The sequence below is a fragment of the Ottowia sp. genome (assembly GCF_035444425.1).
In the GTDB taxonomy this organism is placed as follows: domain Bacteria; phylum Pseudomonadota; class Gammaproteobacteria; order Burkholderiales; family Burkholderiaceae_C; genus Ottowia.
Window position 1 is genome coordinate 22771 of record NZ_DAOMOQ010000008.1, and the last position, 17747, is coordinate 40517.

At 67.4% G+C, this 17747-nt stretch carries 17 protein-coding genes; all 17 read left to right on the top strand.

The features are described 5' to 3' along the window. Positions 1 to 153: 153 nt before the first annotated feature. The 17 genes from PK606_RS05000 (at position 154) to PK606_RS05080 (ending at position 17716) form a co-directional block, all read left to right on the top strand. Positions 154 to 945, top strand: a complete 792-nt coding sequence (locus tag PK606_RS05000; protein WP_324561334.1) for a crotonase/enoyl-CoA hydratase family protein — start codon at positions 154 to 156, stop codon at positions 943 to 945. 136 nt (positions 946 to 1081) lie between these two features. After that, positions 1082 to 2971 carry a feruloyl-CoA synthase gene (locus tag PK606_RS05005; RefSeq protein WP_324561336.1) on the top strand — a complete coding sequence of 630 codons (1890 nt, stop codon included), beginning with the start codon at positions 1082 to 1084 and terminating at the stop codon, positions 2969 to 2971. Positions 2972 to 3111: 140 nt separating this feature from the next. Further along, complete coding sequence (locus PK606_RS05010; RefSeq protein WP_324561338.1) at positions 3112 to 4359, top strand: thiolase family protein; 1248 nt, start codon at positions 3112 to 3114, stop codon at positions 4357 to 4359. Positions 4360 to 4475: 116 nt separating this feature from the next. Next, entirely contained in the window at positions 4476 to 5261 is a 786-nt protein-coding gene (locus PK606_RS05015) for an SDR family NAD(P)-dependent oxidoreductase (RefSeq protein ID WP_324561340.1), read from the top strand. Positions 5262 to 5312: 51 nt separating this feature from the next. Continuing rightward, complete coding sequence (locus PK606_RS05020) at positions 5313 to 5732, top strand: acyl-CoA thioesterase (protein WP_324561342.1); 420 nt, start codon at positions 5313 to 5315, stop codon at positions 5730 to 5732. A gap of 137 nt (positions 5733 to 5869) precedes the next feature. Beyond that, positions 5870 to 7009: an ABC transporter substrate-binding protein gene (locus PK606_RS05025; protein ID WP_324561344.1), complete on the top strand. Its 1140-nt coding sequence runs from the start codon at positions 5870 to 5872 to the stop codon at positions 7007 to 7009. A 143-nt stretch (positions 7010 to 7152) separates the two neighbouring features. Beyond that, positions 7153 to 8856: an acyl-CoA dehydrogenase family protein gene (locus PK606_RS05030; RefSeq protein ID WP_324561346.1), complete on the top strand. Its 1704-nt coding sequence runs from the start codon at positions 7153 to 7155 to the stop codon at positions 8854 to 8856. Continuing rightward, positions 8853 to 9329: a MarR family winged helix-turn-helix transcriptional regulator gene (locus PK606_RS05035; protein ID WP_324561348.1), complete on the top strand. Its 477-nt coding sequence runs from the start codon at positions 8853 to 8855 to the stop codon at positions 9327 to 9329. The genes PK606_RS05030 and PK606_RS05035 overlap by 4 nt, the downstream gene beginning before the upstream one ends. A gap of 150 nt (positions 9330 to 9479) precedes the next feature. Then, the gene (locus PK606_RS05040) at positions 9480 to 9788 is read left to right on the top strand and encodes a winged helix-turn-helix transcriptional regulator (RefSeq protein ID WP_324561350.1); all 309 of its coding nucleotides are present in this window, start codon (positions 9480 to 9482) and stop codon (positions 9786 to 9788) included. Between the two features lie 157 nt (positions 9789 to 9945). Beyond that, positions 9946 to 10299, top strand: a complete 354-nt coding sequence (locus tag PK606_RS05045; protein WP_324561352.1) for an FKBP-type peptidyl-prolyl cis-trans isomerase — start codon at positions 9946 to 9948, stop codon at positions 10297 to 10299. Positions 10300 to 10472: 173 nt separating this feature from the next. Beyond that, entirely contained in the window at positions 10473 to 11054 is a 582-nt protein-coding gene (gene grpE, locus PK606_RS05050; protein ID WP_324561354.1) for a nucleotide exchange factor GrpE, read from the top strand. An 81-nt stretch (positions 11055 to 11135) separates the two neighbouring features. Continuing rightward, a complete protein-coding gene (dnaK, locus tag PK606_RS05055) occupies positions 11136 to 13079 on the top strand; it encodes a molecular chaperone DnaK (protein WP_324561356.1) in 1944 nt (647 codons plus the stop codon). Positions 13080 to 13182: 103 nt separating this feature from the next. Beyond that, positions 13183 to 14313 carry a molecular chaperone DnaJ gene (gene dnaJ / locus PK606_RS05060; protein WP_324561358.1) on the top strand — a complete coding sequence of 377 codons (1131 nt, stop codon included), beginning with the start codon at positions 13183 to 13185 and terminating at the stop codon, positions 14311 to 14313. A 335-nt stretch (positions 14314 to 14648) separates the two neighbouring features. Next, entirely contained in the window at positions 14649 to 15683 is a 1035-nt protein-coding gene (ubiU, locus tag PK606_RS05065; RefSeq protein WP_324561360.1) for a ubiquinone anaerobic biosynthesis protein UbiU, read from the top strand. 187 nt (positions 15684 to 15870) lie between these two features. After that, on the top strand, positions 15871 to 16779 hold the full coding sequence (locus tag PK606_RS05070) for a U32 family peptidase (RefSeq protein WP_324561362.1): 909 nt from the start codon (positions 15871 to 15873) through the stop codon (positions 16777 to 16779). A gap of 11 nt (positions 16780 to 16790) precedes the next feature. Next, positions 16791 to 17312 carry a ubiquinone anaerobic biosynthesis accessory factor UbiT gene (gene ubiT / locus PK606_RS05075; RefSeq protein ID WP_324561364.1) on the top strand — a complete coding sequence of 174 codons (522 nt, stop codon included), beginning with the start codon at positions 16791 to 16793 and terminating at the stop codon, positions 17310 to 17312. Then, positions 17309 to 17716 (top strand): putative zinc-binding protein, encoded by a 408-nt coding sequence (locus PK606_RS05080; protein ID WP_324561366.1) that lies wholly within the window; start codon positions 17309 to 17311, stop codon positions 17714 to 17716. Before ubiT ends, PK606_RS05080 begins: the two co-directional genes overlap by 4 nt. The last annotated feature ends 31 nt before the right edge of the window (positions 17717 to 17747 follow it).

The window sequence follows — 17747 nt, forward strand, 5'->3', positions numbered from 1 at the left end:
GGCGATCGGGGTCGGTGCGATGCACGGGTGCGAGCCTATTTTGCCAACTCGACGGTTCCCACGTTCGCCACGGGAAAACCCTGATCGGAAAAAGCGGCAAGACTCTTGTATTTAGTTATATTTCATAATGATAATACGCAGCAAGGAGACCCTATGCCGAAGCCAAACAAGGACATCTCGCTCGAACTCGCGGGCAAGAAGAAGGAGATCGCCGTCGTGCGCCTGACGCGGGCATCCAAGCGCAATGCGCTCTCGGATGGCCTGATCGCCGCCTTGCGCGACATCTTCCAGAACCTGCCCGGCAGCGTGCGCGCGGCGGTGATCGACGGCGAAGGCGAGCATTTCTGCGCCGGGCTCGACCTGTCCGAACTCAAGGAGCGCGACGCCGGCGAAGGCATGCACCATTCGCGCAACTGGCACGTGGCGTTCGACGCGGTGCAGTACGGCCCGGTGCCGGTGGTCGCCGCGCTGCATGGCGCGGTGGTCGGTGGCGGGCTGGAACTGGCCAGCGCAGCGCATATCCGCGTCGCCGACGACACCACCTTCTACGCCCTGCCGGAAGGCACGCGCGGCATCTTCGTCGGCGGCGGCGGCTCGGTGCGCATCCCCAAGCTGATCGGCGTGGCGCGCATGACCGACATGATGCTCACCGGCCGCGTCTACAACGCCGAGGACGGCGAGCGCCTGGGTCTTGCGCAGTACCTGGTGCCGGCCGGCAACGCCTTCGACAAGGCGATGGAGTTGGCCGAGCGCATCGCCACCAACGCACCGCTGACCAACTACGCGCTGATGCACGCGCTGCCGCGCATTGCCGAGCAGCCGGCCGACCACGGCTTCATGACCGAGGCGCTGATCAGCGCGATCGCCCAGGCCGCGCCCGATGCCAAGGCGCGCGTGCGCGCCTTCCTGGAGGGCAAGCCCGGTACCAAGGTGAAGAAGGGATGACGGCAGCGTTCGCCGCCACGCCGCATGGCTGACGACTGACATCGCATGCGTGGCGCACCGGCATCGGCCATCCATCACGCACCGGCCAGCCAGCCAGCCACCACCAGTCGTCACAGGAAATCGGAGAGAGACAAACATGAGCAGCAATACCGCAGCACCGAAGTACCGCCCCCTCGCCTTCGGCGTCACGCGCGTGCAGGTTCGCGAGGCTGACGGCGGCGTGCAGTACCTGAGCGCGGAGCAGCCGCTGGCGCCGTTTGGCGAGCGCATGTCGGACCGGCTGGTCCATTGGGCGCGCGAGACGCCTGATGAGACCTTCGTGGCGCAGCGCGAGCGCCTGCCGGACGGCCGGCTCGGCGACTGGCGCCGCGTCAGCTACGCCGAGGCCCTGGCGGCCGCGCGCCGCATCGGGCAGGCGCTGCTCGACCGCGGCCTGTCGGCAGAACGCCCGGTCATCGTCCTGAGCGACAACGGCATCGACCACGCGCTGCTGGCGCTGGGCTGCATCTATGTCGGCATCCCGTTCTCGCCCGCATCGCCGGCGTATTCGACGATCAGCAAGGACTACGGCAAGCTGCGCCACATCATCGACACGCTGACGCCGGGCCTGATCTGGGCCGAGGACGGCGAGCGCTACGGCCCGGCGCTGGCGGCGACGGCGCCGGCCGACTGCGAGATCGCCGTTTCGCGCAACGCCGATCACCCGAAGCTGAAGGGTCGCCAGGCCACGCTGCTGGCCGATCTGCTGGCCACCGATCCGACGCCCGCGGTCGATGCGGCGCAGGCGGCCACCGGCCCCGACACCATCGTCAAGTTCCTGTTCACCAGCGGCTCGACCAAGCTGCCCAAGGCGGTGATCAACACCAACCGCATGTGGTGCGCCAACCAGCAGCAGATGCGCCATTCGATGCCGATCCTGACCGAGGAGAAGCCGGTGCTGGTCGACTGGCTGCCCTGGAACCACACCTTCGGCGGCAACCACAACGTCGGCATGGTGCTGAACAACGGCGGCACGCTCTACATCGACGAGGGCAAGCCGACGCCGGCGCTGGTCGGCGAAACGCTGCGCAACCTGCGCGAGGTGGCGCCGACGCTGTACTTCAACGTGCCGACCGGCTTCGAGGCGATCGCCAACGCCATGAAGACCGATGACGCGCTGCGCGGCAAGCTGTTCTCGCGCGTGAAGATGTTCTTCTACGCCGGCGCCTCGCTGCCGCAATCGGTGTGGGATTCGCTGTTCGAGAGCGCCGAGCGCGAGATCGGCGAGCGCATCATCATGACCTGCGGATTCGGCATGACCGAGTCGAGCCCGTACGGCCTGTTCCCCAGCGGCCCCGATATCAAGGCCGGCGAACTGGGCCTGCCGACACCCGGCATGGAATGCAAGCTGGTGCCGATCGAGGGCAAGACCGAGTTGCGCTACCGCGGCCCCAATATCACGCCCGGCTACTGGCGCGCACCCGAGGCCACGGCCGAAGCCTTCGACGAGGAAGGCTTCTTCTGCACCGGCGACGCCGTGCTGTGGATCGACCCGGCCGACCGCAACCGAGGCCTGCGCTTCGACGGCCGCATCGCCGAGGACTTCAAGCTCGCCACCGGGACCTTCGTCAGCGTCGGGCCCTTGCGCGGCCGCGTGATCGCCGGCGGTGCACCCTATGTCCAGGATGTGGTCATCACCGGCCTCAACCGCAACGAAGTCGGCGCGCTGGTGTTTCCGACCCAGGCGGTGCGATCGCTTGCCGGCCTGCCCGCCGACGCCCCGATGAGCGAGGTGCTGAAGGCGCCGGCGGTGCTGGAGAAGTTCCAGAGCCTGGTGACCGACCTGTCGCTCACCGCCACCGGCAGCGCCAACCGGGTCACGCGCCTGATGCTGATGGCCGAGCTGCCATCGATCGACCTCGGTGAAGTCACCGACAAGGGCAGCATCAACCAGCGCGCCGTGCTCAAGCACCGCGATGACCTGGTGCAGGCGCTGTACAACGAGACGCCGGGGCACATCGTCATCAAGCCGGACATGAAGCTCTAGTTCGCCCGGCTGCATGCAAGACATTCGAACAGGCCGCAGAGGCGCGAAGGCACAGAGGTTCGCAGAGGTTCCTTCTTTTCTTTCCGCTGCGTCTCCGTGACTCTGTGTTCCGGCCCAAGCAACAAGGAAAGGTTCTCGACATGGCCACCAAAGGATTCTTCACCGCCTTCGACGACGTCTGGATGCTGGATGGCGTGCGCACGCCGATGGTCGACTACCGCGGCGCGCTGGGCCATGTGTCGCCCACCGACCTCGGCATCAAGGCGGCGCGCGCAATCCTCGGGTGCGCCGGCGTGCCGGCTGGCGACATCGGCTCGGTGGTCTGCGGCAACATGGCGCCGGGCGACTTCGATCAGTTCTTCCTGCCACGCCTGATCGGCCTCTACGCCGGCGTGCCGCTGGAGGTGCCGGCCATCATGGCGCAGCGCATCTGCGGCACCGGTTTCGAGCTGTTCCGCCAGGCCGGCGAACACATCCAGGGCGGTGCCTGCGACGCGGCGCTGGTGGTCGGCACCGAGAGCATGACGCGCAACCCGATCGCCGCGTTCGAGCACCGCACCGGCTTCAAGCTGGGCGCGCCGGTGGGTTTCAAGGACTACATGTGGGAGGCGCTGAAGGACCCGGCGGCCGGCATCAACATGATCCAGACCGCCGAGAACCTGGCGAAAAAATACGGCATCACGCGCGAGCAGGTCGACGAGTTTGCCCACCAGTCGTTTGCCAAGGCGGTGGCGGCGCAGCAGAGCGGCTTCCTGGCCGGCGAGATCGTGCCGGTGGTCAGCGAGAAGTTCGAGCTGGAGGGTTACAAGACCCGTGCCATCCGCCTGCAGGGCAAGCTCACCGAGGTCGCGCAGGACACGCACCCGCGCCCCTCGCCGGTCGAAGTGCTGACCAAGCTGCGCCCGGTGTTCGAGGGCGGCGTGCAGACCGGCGGCAACTCGTCCGCGCTGGTCGATGCCGCGGCTGCGGCCGTGGTCGCCTCGGGAGCCTATGCCAAGGCCAACGGAAAGCAGCCGCTGGCGCGCGTGGTGGCTGCCGCCGTCGTCGGCGTACCGCCCGAGATCATGGGCATCGGCCCGGCGCCGGCGATCCGCCTGCTGCTCGAGCGCACCGGCCTCAAGCTCGACGACATCGGCCGCTTCGAGGTCAACGAGGCCCAGGGCGCACAGACGCTGGCGGTCGCCCAGGAACTCGGCATGGATCTGGCCAGGCTCAACGTCAACGGCGGCGCCATCGCGCTCGGCCATCCGCTGGCGGCCACCGGCGTGCGGCTGACCATCACCGTGGCGCGCGAGATGCGGCGCGCCGGCCTCAAGTACGGCATCAGTTCAGCCTGCGTTGGCGGCGGCCAGGGTATGGCGCTGCTGCTGGAGAATCCGGCGGCCTAAGCATCGAACCCTCAACAGGACACAGAGGCACAGAGACTCACCGAAGTTTGTCCTCTTCTTTTTTCTGTGCCTCTGTGCCTTAAGTGTTCTGTTCGACTTCTTCAGGAGATTCATTCATGCAGATCAATGGACAAGCCGCCCTCGTCACCGGTGCCGGCTCCGGCCTGGGCGAAGCCACCGCGCGCGAGCTGGCGCGTCTGGGCGCCAAGGTGGCGGTGCTCGACGTCAATCTCGACAACGCCAGCAAGGTGGCCGCCGACATCAGCGCGCAGTACGGCGACGGCTGCGCCGTGGCGATCCAGGCCGACGTGACCAGCAGCGAATCGATGCAGGCCGCCATTGAGCAGGCCGCTGCCACGCACGGCCCGGCGCGCATCCTGATGCAGATCGCCGGCATCGGCACCGCCCGGCGGGTGATTGGCAAGGACGGCAGCGCGGCGCCGCTGGAAGACTTCATCAGGGTCGTCAACGTGAACCTGATCGGCACCTACAACGCCGCACGCTTGTTCGCCGCCGCCTGCGCCAGGCTCCCACCGATGGAAGACGGCGAGCGCGGCGCCATGGTGTTCACTGCCAGCGTGGCCGCGTTCGACGGCCAGGTGGGACAGCAAGCCTACAGCGCGTCGAAGGGCGGCGTGGTCGGCATGACGCTGCCGATGGCGCGCGACCTGGCGCAGCACGGCATCCGCGTCTGCACCATCGCGCCGGGCCTGTTCAACACGCCGCTGATGCGCACCTTGCCCGAGCCCGTGCAGGCCTCGCTGGCGGCCTCGATCCCCTTCCCCTCGCGGCTCGGCAAGCCGGAGGAGTTTGCCGAACTGGCCTGCCACATCGTCACCAACGGGCACCTGAACGGCGAGGTGATCCGCCTGGACGGCGCGCTGCGCATGGCGCCACGATGACGGATCGGCCCGGTACGCTAAGGGCCACCTGATGAAATCCCTGACAACAAGATGAGCAAGACGACTGTTTACGACGTGAAAGTGATGTTCGGCGACTGCGACCCGGCCGGCATCGTGTTCTTTCCCAATTTCTGCAAGTGGATGGATGCCTCCTCGCTCGATTTCTTCATGCAATGCGGCATACCGCCCTGGCGCGAGTTGGAGAAGACCGTCGGCATCATCGGCACGCCGCTGCTGGAGATCCACACCAAGTTCTTCAAGCCGGCCACCTACGGCGACAAGCTGAGCGTCTACACCAGCGTGGCCGAATGGCGCGACAAGGTGATCATCCACAAGCACGTCATCCGGCGCGGCGACCTGGTGCTGTGCGAGGGCCTGGAGACCCGCGCCTTCGTGGTCCATCCCGACGGTGACCCGGAGCGCCTGAAAGCCATCCCGATCCCCGAGTTCATCAGAAGGGCCTGCTCATGACGCACTCCTGAACCACCCCACACCCCCTCGCCTTTCCACGCGCCAGGCGCTGACGACCGGCTCGCAGCCACTGCAACCCGCCTGCCGACCATTTTTTCACCATTCGTTTTCCACCCTGCAACCCAAGGAGACAACCCATGACCCGATTCACCCTCAAGGCCATCGTGGCCGCCACCGTCCTGGCTGCGAGCGGCGCAGCGCTGGCCGATATCACCATCGGCGTGATCGCGCCCATGACCGGCCCGGCCTCCGGCCTGGGCATCCCGGCCGGCAACCAGGTCAAGCTGTGGCCGAAGGAGATCGCCGGCGAGAAGCTCAACGTCCTCCTGATGGATGACGCCACCGACCCGAACCAGGGCGTGACGCACGCCAAGCGCTTCGTCACCAACGACAAGGTCGACGTCATCATGGGCTCGGTCGCCACGCCGGTGGCCGCCGCCATCGCCCAGGTTGCCGAGGAATCGGGCACGCCGCAGATCGCCTGGTCGCCGGTGGCGGTGCCGGGCGGCAAGGACAAGTGGACCTTCCGCATGCCGCAGTCGAACGCGGTGATGGGCCACGCCATCATCGAGCATATGAAGAAGCAGGGCATCAAGACCATCGGCTTCCTCGGCTACAGCGATGCCTACGGCGAAACCTGGCTGACCGACTTCAAACCCCAGGCCGAGAAGGCCGGCATGAAGCTGGTGCAGGTCGAGCGCTTCGCCCGCGCCGACACCAGCGTGACCGGCCAGGCACTCAAGCTGGTGTCGGCCAACCCGGATGCCATGCTGGTGGTGGCCTCGGGTTCGGGCGCCGCCATGCCGCAGATGGCGCTGGTCGACCGTGGCTACAAGGGCAAGATCTACCAGACCCACGCCGCCGCCACGCGCGACCTGATGCGGGTCGGCGGCAAGGCGGTGGAAGGCGGTTTCGTCGTTTCCGGCCCGGCGGTGCTGGCCGAGCAGTTGCCCGACACGCACCCGGCCAAGGCCGAGGCGATCAAGTTCGTGCAGCAGTACGAGAAAGCCTACGGCCCCGGCTCGCGCAACCAGTTCGCCGGCCATGCCTACGACTCGATCATCGTGATGGAAAAGGCGGTGCCGATCGCGCTCAAGAAGGCCAAACCAGGCACGCCCGAGTTCCGTTCGGCGCTGCGCGATGCCTTCGAGCAGATCGGCAAGACCACACTGGCGCATGGCGTGCTGAACTGGACCGCGCAGGACCACTGGGGCTACACGGAAGACACCGGCGTGCTGATGCGCGTGACCGGCGGCGAGTTCAAGGTCGAGAAGTAAGCGCCGTGCGCGGCCGATGCGCCGGCATCCCGCAGCAGCCGGCCCGCCTCGTGCGGGCCGGCGCACACGGGTCGTCGACTCCACGGCCGAACCCTGAACGGGCCGTGGAGGCACGGCCGCATCCAGCCACTTGAGCAAGGCGCATGAACGACTACCGCGTCCCCGTCGAGGACCTGAACTTCATCCTGTTCGACGTGCTACGCGCGCCGCAGCAGCTCGCCGACACGCCTGCCTTCGTCGACGCCGACGAGGCGCTGATGCGCCAGTTGCTGGACGAGATGGGCCGGTTCGTCAGCGGCATGATCGCGCCGCTGAACCGCGTCGGTGACGAGACCGGCGCGCGGTGGCAGGACGGTGCCGTCACCATGCCACCCGGTTTTCGCGACGCCTACCAGGCCTTCTGGCAGGCCGGCTGGCCGGCCTTGAGCGCCGCGCCCGAGCACGGCGGCCAGGGCCTGCCCGCCGTGCTGGACGCGGCGCTGTACGAGAGCCTGTCGGCCGCCAACCACGGCTGGACCATGGCGCCGGGCCTGCTGCATGGTGCCTATGAATGCCTGCGGCATCATGGCAGTGAGGAACTGAAGCGCGAGTATCTGGAAAAGATCGCCAGCGGCGAGTGGCTGGCCACCATGTGCCTGACCGAGCCGCAGGCCGGCAGCGACCTGGGCCTGTGCGCCACGAGGGCCGTGCCGCAAGCCGACGGCAGCTACCGCCTGAGTGGCACCAAGATCTTCATCAGCGGCGGCGAGCACGACCTCACGAGCAACATCGTGCACCTGGTGCTGGCGCGCCTGCCCGACGCGCCGCCGGGGCCCAAAGGCCTGTCGCTGTTCCTGGTGCCCAAGTTCTATCCGGACGGAACACGTTCGGCGGTGGTCTGCGAGCGCATCGAAGAAAAAATGGGCCTGCATGGCTCGCCCACCTGCGTGATGCGCTTTGACGAGGCCCGGGCCTGGCTCGTCGGCCAGGCCGGCAAGGGTCTGAACGCGATGTTCGTGATGATGAACGCGGCCCGCCTGCACGTGGCGCTGCAGGGCATCGGCCTGCTCTCGGCCGCGTGGCAGAAGGCCGATGCCTACGCGCATGAGCGCAGGCAGATGCGCGCGCCCGGTGCCCGGGAGACGAGCCGGATCATCGAGCACCCGGCGATGCAGCGCACGCTGAACACGCAGCGCGCCTGGATCGACGCCGGCCGCGTGCTGGCCTACCAGACCGCGCTGGAACTCGACATCGCCAGGCACCATCCCGACGCCGCGCGCCGCCAACAGGCCGAACGCTGGTGCCAGCTCACCACGCCGGTGCTCAAGAGCGCCTGCACGCAGCAGGCCTTCCACGGCGGCAGCGATTGCCTGCAGGTCTTCGGCGGCCATGGCTACGTGCGCGAATCGGGCATCGAGCAGCACGTGCGCGACGCCCGCGTGACCATGATCTACGAGGGCACCAACGAGATCCAGGCCATCGACCTGCTGGTGCGCAAGGTGCTGGCCGATGGCGGTGCCGGCCTATGCGCCCTGCTTGATGGCATTCGTGCCGACCTTGGCAAGGGCGCACTGGCCAGCGCCGTTGCGGTTGACTCCGACCGCCTGCAGGTGCTGACCCGCCAGCTTGTGGCCGCCGGTGCCGAGGACACCACCCTGGCCTACTGGGTCGCCGACGACTACCTGCGCGCGGTGGCGATGACCCTGCTCGGCTGGGCTGGCGCGCGCATCGAGGACGCGACCGGCAGCGCCGCCGATGCGCAGCGCTGGCTGGATGCCACCGGCGCGCTGCGGCACTGGGTGCTGCCGGAGTTCGATCTGCGTTGTGCCATCATCGGCCAACGCCTGCCCGTACCCCCGACCCCATGAACAGCACCGCCGATGCCCTCCCCATCATCGCGACCGCCGTCGTCGAGTCGGTCGATACCAGCTACCTGGAAACCCTGGTCGGCTACAACGCGCGCATGGCGGCGCTGACGGCGATCGGCCAGTTCGTGCCGCGCATGGCCGGCTACGGGCTGCGCATCGTGGACTTCTCGATCCTGTCGGTGATCCACCACAACCCGGGCATCACCTCGCGCCAGTTGTGCGATGTGCTCAACCTGCTGCCACCCAACCTGGTCGGCAAGATCGACGCGCTGGAAAAGCGCGGACTGGTGCGCCGCCACCCGCATCCACTGGACGGCCGCGCCCTCGGCCTGTACTTGACTGAAGGCGGCAACGAGCTCATGGCGCAGGCAGAAATCACCGCTTCCGAACTCGAAACCGAGGTGGCCAGCGCGCTGACGGCCAGCGAGCGCAAGACCCTGATCCGCCTGCTGCAGAAGATCTACCGGGCCTAGGGGTTTACCCGGCTGCCGCCAGGAGGTCCGGAATTTGTAGCGCGCAACCCACGACCACACGGCGCCGGGAGCTATGAAACTGCTAGCGTGCTACAAAATTAAGATATAGTCAGCCTCACGCATTCCGGTGCGCACGAGGAGAAGCCTGACATGAGTTCGAAAGAAAACGCGGCCACAGGCCAGTTGTTGGCGCTGCTCGAAGCGCGCTATGCCATCCGGGTCCTGTGGGCGCTGCGCGACGGCCATCCCCAGACTTTCCGCCTGCTGCAGGACAGCGTCGGCGGCATCACGCCGAACACCCTGAACACCCGCCTGAAGGAGTTGCGCGCGGCCAATCTGGTCACGCACGGCTCGGACGGCTACTGCCTCACGCTCAGCGGCACCGATCTGGTCAAGCGCCTGTCGGACCTGCAGGCCTTCGCCACCAAGTGGGTCGCCGCCCAGGCCAAGAAGAAGTAGGCGCGGCGACTCCGGCACAATGCGCTGCGCCGGTGGCCGGCATCAAGATGCGCCCCGCCGCCTGCTCCCGGTTTCCTGATTTCCTGATTCCCCTTCATCCTGCTGCCAGTTCGCCCTGAAGTCCCGGCGCCGGCAGCCCAACGCTGGAACAAGACCCATGACCACACCCTCGCCCACTGGCCTGCAAATCACCGACACCCAGGTCGGCACCGGCGCCGAAGCGCAGCCCGGCCGCACCGTCACCGTGCACTACACCGGCTGGCTCTACAACGACGGCCAGCAGGGCGCCAAGTTCGATTCCAGCCGCGACCGCGGTGATCCGTTCCAGTTCCCGCTCGGCGCCGGCCATGTCATCCAGGGCTGGGACCAGGGCGTGGCCGGCATGAAGGTGGGCGGCCAGCGCAGCCTGATCATCCCGCCCGAGATGGGCTACGGTGCGCGCGGCGCCGGCGGCGTGATTCCTCCCAACGCGACGCTGAAGTTCGACGTCGAGCTGCTCGGCGTTTCCTGAGTCCGGGCGATCCGCGTACCCAGGCCGCTGCGTGCGGCCTGTTGCGTTTCCGTGCGCTTTTGCCCGGCTTTTCAGGCGTTTTCTTGCGCAAAACACCCTTGAAAACCAGGGTCGAGCATCCACCTGTGAGCGCGAGTACCGCCCTCAAGAACAACTCCCTTTAGTTTCAGAGCATGTCCGAATCCAAGCGACCCTACTCGACTCCGCACGCCACCGGCCCGATCGAGCCGCCCATGAGCGCTGAAGAACTGGAAGCCGCAGCCGCCGCCAACGAGGCCGATGCCCTGGCGCAACTGGAGAACGCCCAGGCCGAACTGACCGCGCTCCAGTCCCAGGTGGCTGAATTGAAGGACCAGGCCCTGCGCGCGCAGGCCGAGGCGCAGAACGCGCGCCGCCGCGCCGACGACGAGATCGCCAAGATCCGCAAGTTCGCCGTCGAATCCTTTGCCGAAAGCCTGCTGCCGGTGCTCGACAGCCTGGAAGCCGGCCTGAAGGTCGAGAGCGCGACCGCCGAGCAGTTGCGCGAAGGCACCGAGGCCACGCTGCGCCAGCTGCTGTCGGCACTCGAGCGCAACAAGGTGGTCGAGGTCGATCCCGCCCCGGGCGCCCGATTCGACCCCGCCAACCAGCAGGCCATCAGCATGGTGCCGGCCGACCAAGAAGCCAACACCGTGGTCAGCGTGCTGCAAAAGGGCTACACCATCGCCGACCGCGTGCTGCGCCCGGCGCTGGTCACGGTGACGGCGCCCAAGTGAGCCCGCTTCACGCTTGAAAAGCCGCCCCTGACCCCTCAGCTTCAAGACATCCCATCTATTTCTGCATCCCGGAGAACCAACATGGCAAAAATCATCGGCATCGACCTAGGCACCACCAACAGTTGCGTGTCCATCATGGAAGGCAACTCGACCAAGGTGATCGAGAACGCCGAAGGCGCGCGCACCACGCCGTCCATCGTCGCCTACCAGGAAGATGGCGAGGTGCTGGTCGGCGCATCGGCCAAGCGCCAGGCCGTGACCAACCCGAAGAACACCATCTACGCGGTGAAGCGCCTGATCGGCCGCAAGTTCGCCGAGAAGGAAGTGCAGAAGGACATCGACCTGATGCCCTACCAGATCGTCGCCGCCGACAACGGCGATGCCTGGGTCGAGGTGCGCGGCAAGAAGCTGTCGCCGCCGCAGATCAGCGCCGAGATCCTGCGCAAGATGAAGAAGACCGCCGAGGACTATCTTGGCGAGCCGGTCACCGAGGCCGTCATCACCGTGCCGGCCTACTTCAACGACAGCCAGCGCCAGGCTACCAAGGACGCCGGCCGCATCGCCGGGCTGGAAGTCAAGCGCATCATCAACGAACCCACCGCCGCAGCGCTGGCCTTCGGCCTCGACAAGCAGGAGCGCGGTGACCGCAAGATCGCCGTCTACGACCTGGGCGGCGGCACCTTCGACGTCTCGATCATCGAGATCGCCGACGTCGACGGCGAGAAGCAGTTCGAGGTGCTGGCCACCAACGGCGACACCTTCCTCGGCGGCGAGGACTTCGACCAGCGCATCATCGACTACGTGATCGGCGAGTTCAAGAAGGACCAGGCGGTCGACCTGAGCAAGGACGTGCTGGCCCTGCAGCGCCTGAAGGAAGCGGCCGAGAAGGCCAAGATCGAACTGTCCAGCACGGCCTCGACCGACATCAACCTGCCCTACATCACGGCCGATGCCTCGGGTCCCAAGCACCTGAACATCAAGCTCACCCGCGCCAAGCTGGAAAGCCTGGTCGAGGAGTTGATCGAGCGCACCATCGCGCCCTGCCGCACCGCCATCAAGGACGCCGGCATCGCTGTGGGCGACATCCAGGACGTGATCCTGGTCGGCGGCATGACCCGCATGCCCAAGGTGCAGGACAAGGTCAAGGAGTTCTTCGGCAAGGAGCCGCGCAAGGACGTCAACCCGGACGAGGCCGTGGCCGTCGGCGCCGCCATCCAGGGCCAGGTCCTGAGTGGCGACCGCAAGGACGTGCTGCTGCTCGACGTCACCCCGCTCTCCCTGGGCATCGAAACCCTGGGCGGCGTGATGACGAAGATGATCACCAAGAACACCACCATCCCGACCAAGTTCGCGCAGACCTTCTCGACCGCCGACGACAACCAGCCGGCAGTGACGATCAAGGTGTTCCAGGGCGAGCGCGAGATGGCTAGCGGCAACAAGCTGCTGGGCGAGTTCAACCTGGAAGGCATCCCGCCCGCCCCGCGCGGCCTGCCGCAGATCGAGGTGACCTTCGACATCGACGCCAACGGCATCCTGCACGTGTCGGCCAAGGACAAGGGCACGGGCAAGGAGAACAAGATCACCATCAAGGCCAACTCGGGCCTGAGCGAGGCCGAGATCGAGCAGATGGTGAAGGACGCCGAGCTGAACGCCGCCGAGGACCACAAGAAGCTGGAGCTGGTGCAGGCGCGCAACCAGGGCGACGCCATGGTGCACAGCGTGCGCAAGTCGCTCGGCGAGCACGGCGACAAGCTGGACGCCGGCGAGAAGGAGCAGATCGAGGCCGCCATCAAGGCGCTGGAAGAAACCCTCAAGGGCGACGACAAGGCCGAGATCGAATCCAAGACCGAGGCGCTGATGAACGCCAGCCAGAAGCTGGGCGAGAAGATGTACGCCGATGCCGCCGCAGCCGCGCAGGCAGCGGGTGCCGGCGCCGCGCCGGGCGGCAGTGCCGAAGGCGCCACCGCCGCGGCCGACGACAACGTGGTCGATGCCGAGGTGAAGGAAGTCAAGAAGGACAGCTGACCGAAGCTGCGCGGGTGTCGCCCGCGCCGTCCAAGTGCCGCGCAGATGCTCTTGAGCCGTCTGCGCGGCTTTGTCCTGTGAAGAGAAGCGATCGAGAAACCGAATGGCCAAGCGCGATTACTACGAAGTCCTGGGCGTCCCCAAGAACGCCAGCGACGACGAGATCAAGAAGTCCTATCGCAAGCTGGCGATGAAATACCACCCGGACCGCAACCAGGGTGAAGCGGCCAGCGCAGCCGAGGCCAAGTTCAAGGAGGCCAAGGAAGCCTACGAGATGCTGTCCGATCCGCAGAAGAAGGCCGCCTACGACCAGTACGGCCATGCGGGCGTGGACCCCAACATGCGCGGCGGCCCGGAAGGCTTCGGCGGCTTCGCCGAGGCCTTCGGCGACATCTTCGGCGACATCTTCGGCCAGCAGCGCGGCGGCGCGCGCGGCGGGCGGCAGATGTACCGCGGCGCCGACCTCAGCTACGCGATGGAGATCACGCTGGAGGAAGCGGCCAACGGCAAGGAAGCGCAGATCCGCATCCCGAGCTGGGACGAGTGCGACACCTGCAACGGCAGCGGCGCCAAGGCCGGCACCAGCGCCACCACCTGTGGCACCTGCCATGGCCAGGGCGTGGTGCAGATGCGCCAGGGTTTCTTCAGCGTGCAGCAGACTTGCCCGCACTGCCGCGGCAGCGGGCGCATCATCAAGGACCCCTGCGGCACCTGCCACGGCCAGGGCAAGGTCAAGAACCAGAAAACGCTGGAGGTGAAGATCCCCGCCGGCATCGACGACGGCATGCGCATCCGCTCGACCGGCAACGGCGAACCCGGCACCAACGGCGGGCCGCCGGGCGATCTGTTCATCGAGATCCGGATCCGCAAGCACGACATTTTCGAGCGCGACGGCGACGACCTGCACTGCGTGGTACCGATCAGCTTCGCCGCCGCCGCGCTGGGCGGCGAGATCGAGGTGCCGACGCTGAACGGCAAGGCCGCCATCGACATCCCCGACGGCACCCAGGCCGGCAAGCAGTTCCGCCTGCGCGGCAAGGGCATCAAGGGCGTGCGCTCGTCCTACCCGGGCGACCTGTACTGCCATATCAGCATCGAGACGCCGGTCAAGCTGACCGAGCACCAACGCAAGCTGCTGAAGGAATTCGACGAGTCGCTGCGCAAGGGCGGCGGCAAGCATTCGCCCAGCACCGAGAGCTGGACCGACAAGCTCAAGAGCTTCTTCGGCGCCTGACGGCAACGCGTACCGGACGGCCGAATATCGGGCATTCGAACGCAAGGGACGCCAAGGTCTTGCAAGAGTCGCAAGAAGAAAACCGTCGAGGCTTTGCTTGATCCCTTCTGCGTCCTTCGCACGGTTTTCGCGTTCTCTGCGTCCGGCTGTTCGGTTGGCCTCGACAGGCCCAGCACATCAATTCCGAGCAAATCGTTCAGGAATTGCCCGACGTATTTGACCAGGATCATGGCGAGTGACCCTGGATCGGCATAAGGTCGCGGCCTGCGTGTTCGCCGTTTCACGTGCCCGACCTGGTTGGCGCTGGCAGAGCATGCGTGCATGCCGAAAGCGCCGTGACCGATTCCTCCAACCGCCCTTCCACTTCCCCGCCTGAGCTGGTCTGCCCGGCCGGCAGCCTGCCCGCACTCAAGGCAGCGATCGACGAAGGCGCCGACTGCGTCTACCTGGGCCTGCGCGACGCCACCAACGCGCGCAACTTCGCCGGCCTGAACTTCGACGAGGCGGCGATCCAGAACGGCATTGCCTACGCTCACGCGCGCGGACGCAAGGTGCTGATGGCGCTCAACACCTATCCGCAGGCCAGCAACCCGGCGCCCTGGCGCTCGGCGCTCGACCGCGCGGCGCTGTGGGGCGTCGACGCCGTGATCCTGGCCGATCCCGGCCTGATGCGCTACGCCTGCGAGCGCCACCCCGGCCTGCGGCTGCACCTGTCGGTGCAGGGCTCGGCCACCAACCACGACGCCATCAACTTCTACCACCAGCAGTTCGGCATCCAGCGCGCGGTGCTGCCGCGCGTGCTGTCGCTGGAGCAGGTGCGCCAGGTGGTCGATCGCACGCCGGTCGAGATCGAGGTGTTCGGCTTCGGCAGCCTGTGCGTGATGGTCGAGGGCCGCTGCGCGCTGTCGTCCTACGCCACCGGGGAATCGCCGAACACGCACGGCGTCTGCTCGCCGGCCAAGTTCGTGCGCTGGCAGGAAACGTCCAAAGGCCTGGAATCGCGCCTGAACGGCGTGCTGATCGACCGCTACGCGGGCGGCGAGAACGCCGGCTACCCGACGCTGTGCAAGGGCCGCTTCGACGTCGGCGACGAGAGCAATTACTACGCGCTGGAGGAACCCACCAGCTTGAACACGCTGGAGCTGCTGCCGCAGCTGGTGAAGATGGGCGTGCACGCCTTCAAGATCGAAGGCCGCCAGCGCAGCCCCGCCTACGTGGCCCAGGTCACCAAGGTCTGGCGCGAGGCCATCGACCACTGCATGGCGCAAGGCCATCTGTACGCGCCCAAGACCGCCTGGATGGCCAGCCTCGACCAGGTCGCCGAAGGCCAGCAGCACACGCTGGGCGCCTACCACCGTCCCTGGAAATGAACCCACCCCCGACTCTCCCGGACTGCGTTCCGGTCGCATCCCCCCTCAAGGGGGCATCGCCAGCGGCCCGGCAAAGCCGGCTCCGCGGCGGTCGCTGGCCCGGCCTGCTCCGCGGCCTGTCGCACCATGGGCATTGCCGCCCATGCCGCGATCTTCGGAAACAAGGTCGCAACGAAAGGCATGACATATGAAGCTTTCTCTTGGCCCCCTGCTGTACTACTGGCCGCGCGACACCGTGTTCGACTTCTACCAGGCCATCGCCGAAACGCCGGTCGACGTGGTCTATGTCGGCGAGGCGGTGTGCTCGCGCCGGCACGAACTGCGCCTGGCCGACTGGATCGACGTCGCCCGCATGCTGCGCGATGCCGGCAAGCAGGCCGTGCTGTCGACCATGGTGCTGCTCGAATCCGGCTCCGACGTATCGGCCATGCACAAGATCGCGCAGAACGAGGAGTTCCTGGTCGAAGCCAACGACATGGGCGCGGTACACAACCTGGCCGGCGAGCGGCCCTTCGTGGCCGGACCGCAGCTCAACCTGTTCAACGCGGATGCACTGGACTGGATGGCAAGCCTGGGCGCCAGCCGCTGGGTCATGCCGCTGGAGATGCGGCAAAGCGACCTGGCGCTGCTGCAGCAGGCCAGGCCCGCCGGGCTGGAGACAGAGGTCTTCGCCTATGGCCGCATGCCGCTGGCGTTCTCGGCGCGCTGCTTCACCGCGCGCCACTACAACCTGCCCAAGGACGACTGCGGCTTCAGCTGCATCCATCACCCCGACGGGCAGTTGCTGGCCACGCGCGAAGGCGAATCCTTCCTGGTGCTCAACGGCATCCAGACCCAGTCGGCGCGCGTGCACAACCTGATCAACGACATCCCGTCGCTGCGCGCGCTGGGGGTCGACCTGCTGCGCCTGTCGCCGCAGTCGCAGCACATGAGCGAGGTGATCGCCGCCTTCGATGCCGCGCGCCAGGCGCCGGAGCCCGATGCCGACGCGCTCGAGCGCATGCGCCCGCTGATGCCGGCCGAGCCGTGCAACGGCTACTGGCACGGCAAGCCCGGGCTGGACCTGGTGATCCCCGAGGCCGTCACGCCCGCATGAGAGGTTTGAACATGAGCACCACCCCTCCCCCGCCCTTCACCCTGCCGCGCCCGGTCGGTGCCGTGCTGGCCCGCCTGCCGGCCTACCCCGGCTCGATGCTGCTGGTCACGGCCATCAACCTGGCGCTGGCGCGCCACCTGCCGGCCGACGTGACGGCGCTGCTGGCCGGTAAGCGCCTGTCGATCCGCGTGCGCGATGCGCGGCTGGCGTTCGACTTCAGCTGGGATGGCGGGCGCTTCGTACCCAGCGCGCCGCAGGCCGAACCCGACCTGGCGATCAGCGCGAACGCGCAGGACTTCCTGCTGCTGGCGCAACGCCGCCAGGATCCGGACACGCTGTTCTTCAATCGCCGCCTGGTGATGGAAGGCGACACCGAGCTCGGCCTGGTGGTGAAAAACGCGCTCGACGCCATCGAGCTGCCGGTACTCGATCCGCGCCACTGGGCGCCGCGCGCCGTGCTTTCGCGCTGGTCGCCGCAGCTGGCCGAACGGTTGCCGCCGTTTCCCGCGTTCTTCTCCGGAGGCCGGGGATGAGCCAGGCGCGTCCAGGTGCCGAGCACCCGCTGGTGTACTCCTGCTCGGGCTGCTCCAGCGCCGCACAGCTGGCCAACCATGTCGCGCTCCGGCTCGACCGGCGCGGGCTGGCCGAGATGTCGTGCATTGCCGGCGTCGGCGGCGACGTGCCCTCGCTGGTCCGGCTGGCGCAGTCGGGCCGGCCCATCATCGCGTTGGACGGCTGCGCGCTGAACTGCGCCAGGAGCTGCCTGGCGCGCCACGGCGTGGTGCCCGAGCGGCATTACCAGCTGCAGCAGTACGGCGTGAAGAAGCGCACCCACGAGGACTTCGACCCGGGACAGGCGGCCGAGGTGCTGCAGCGGGTCGAAGCCGATCTGCGCGCGCAGCCGCTGCGCAGCGCCGCCGTCCCCGTCTGCGACTGAGAGCGCCGGGCACGCCAGCGCGCCACAGTCG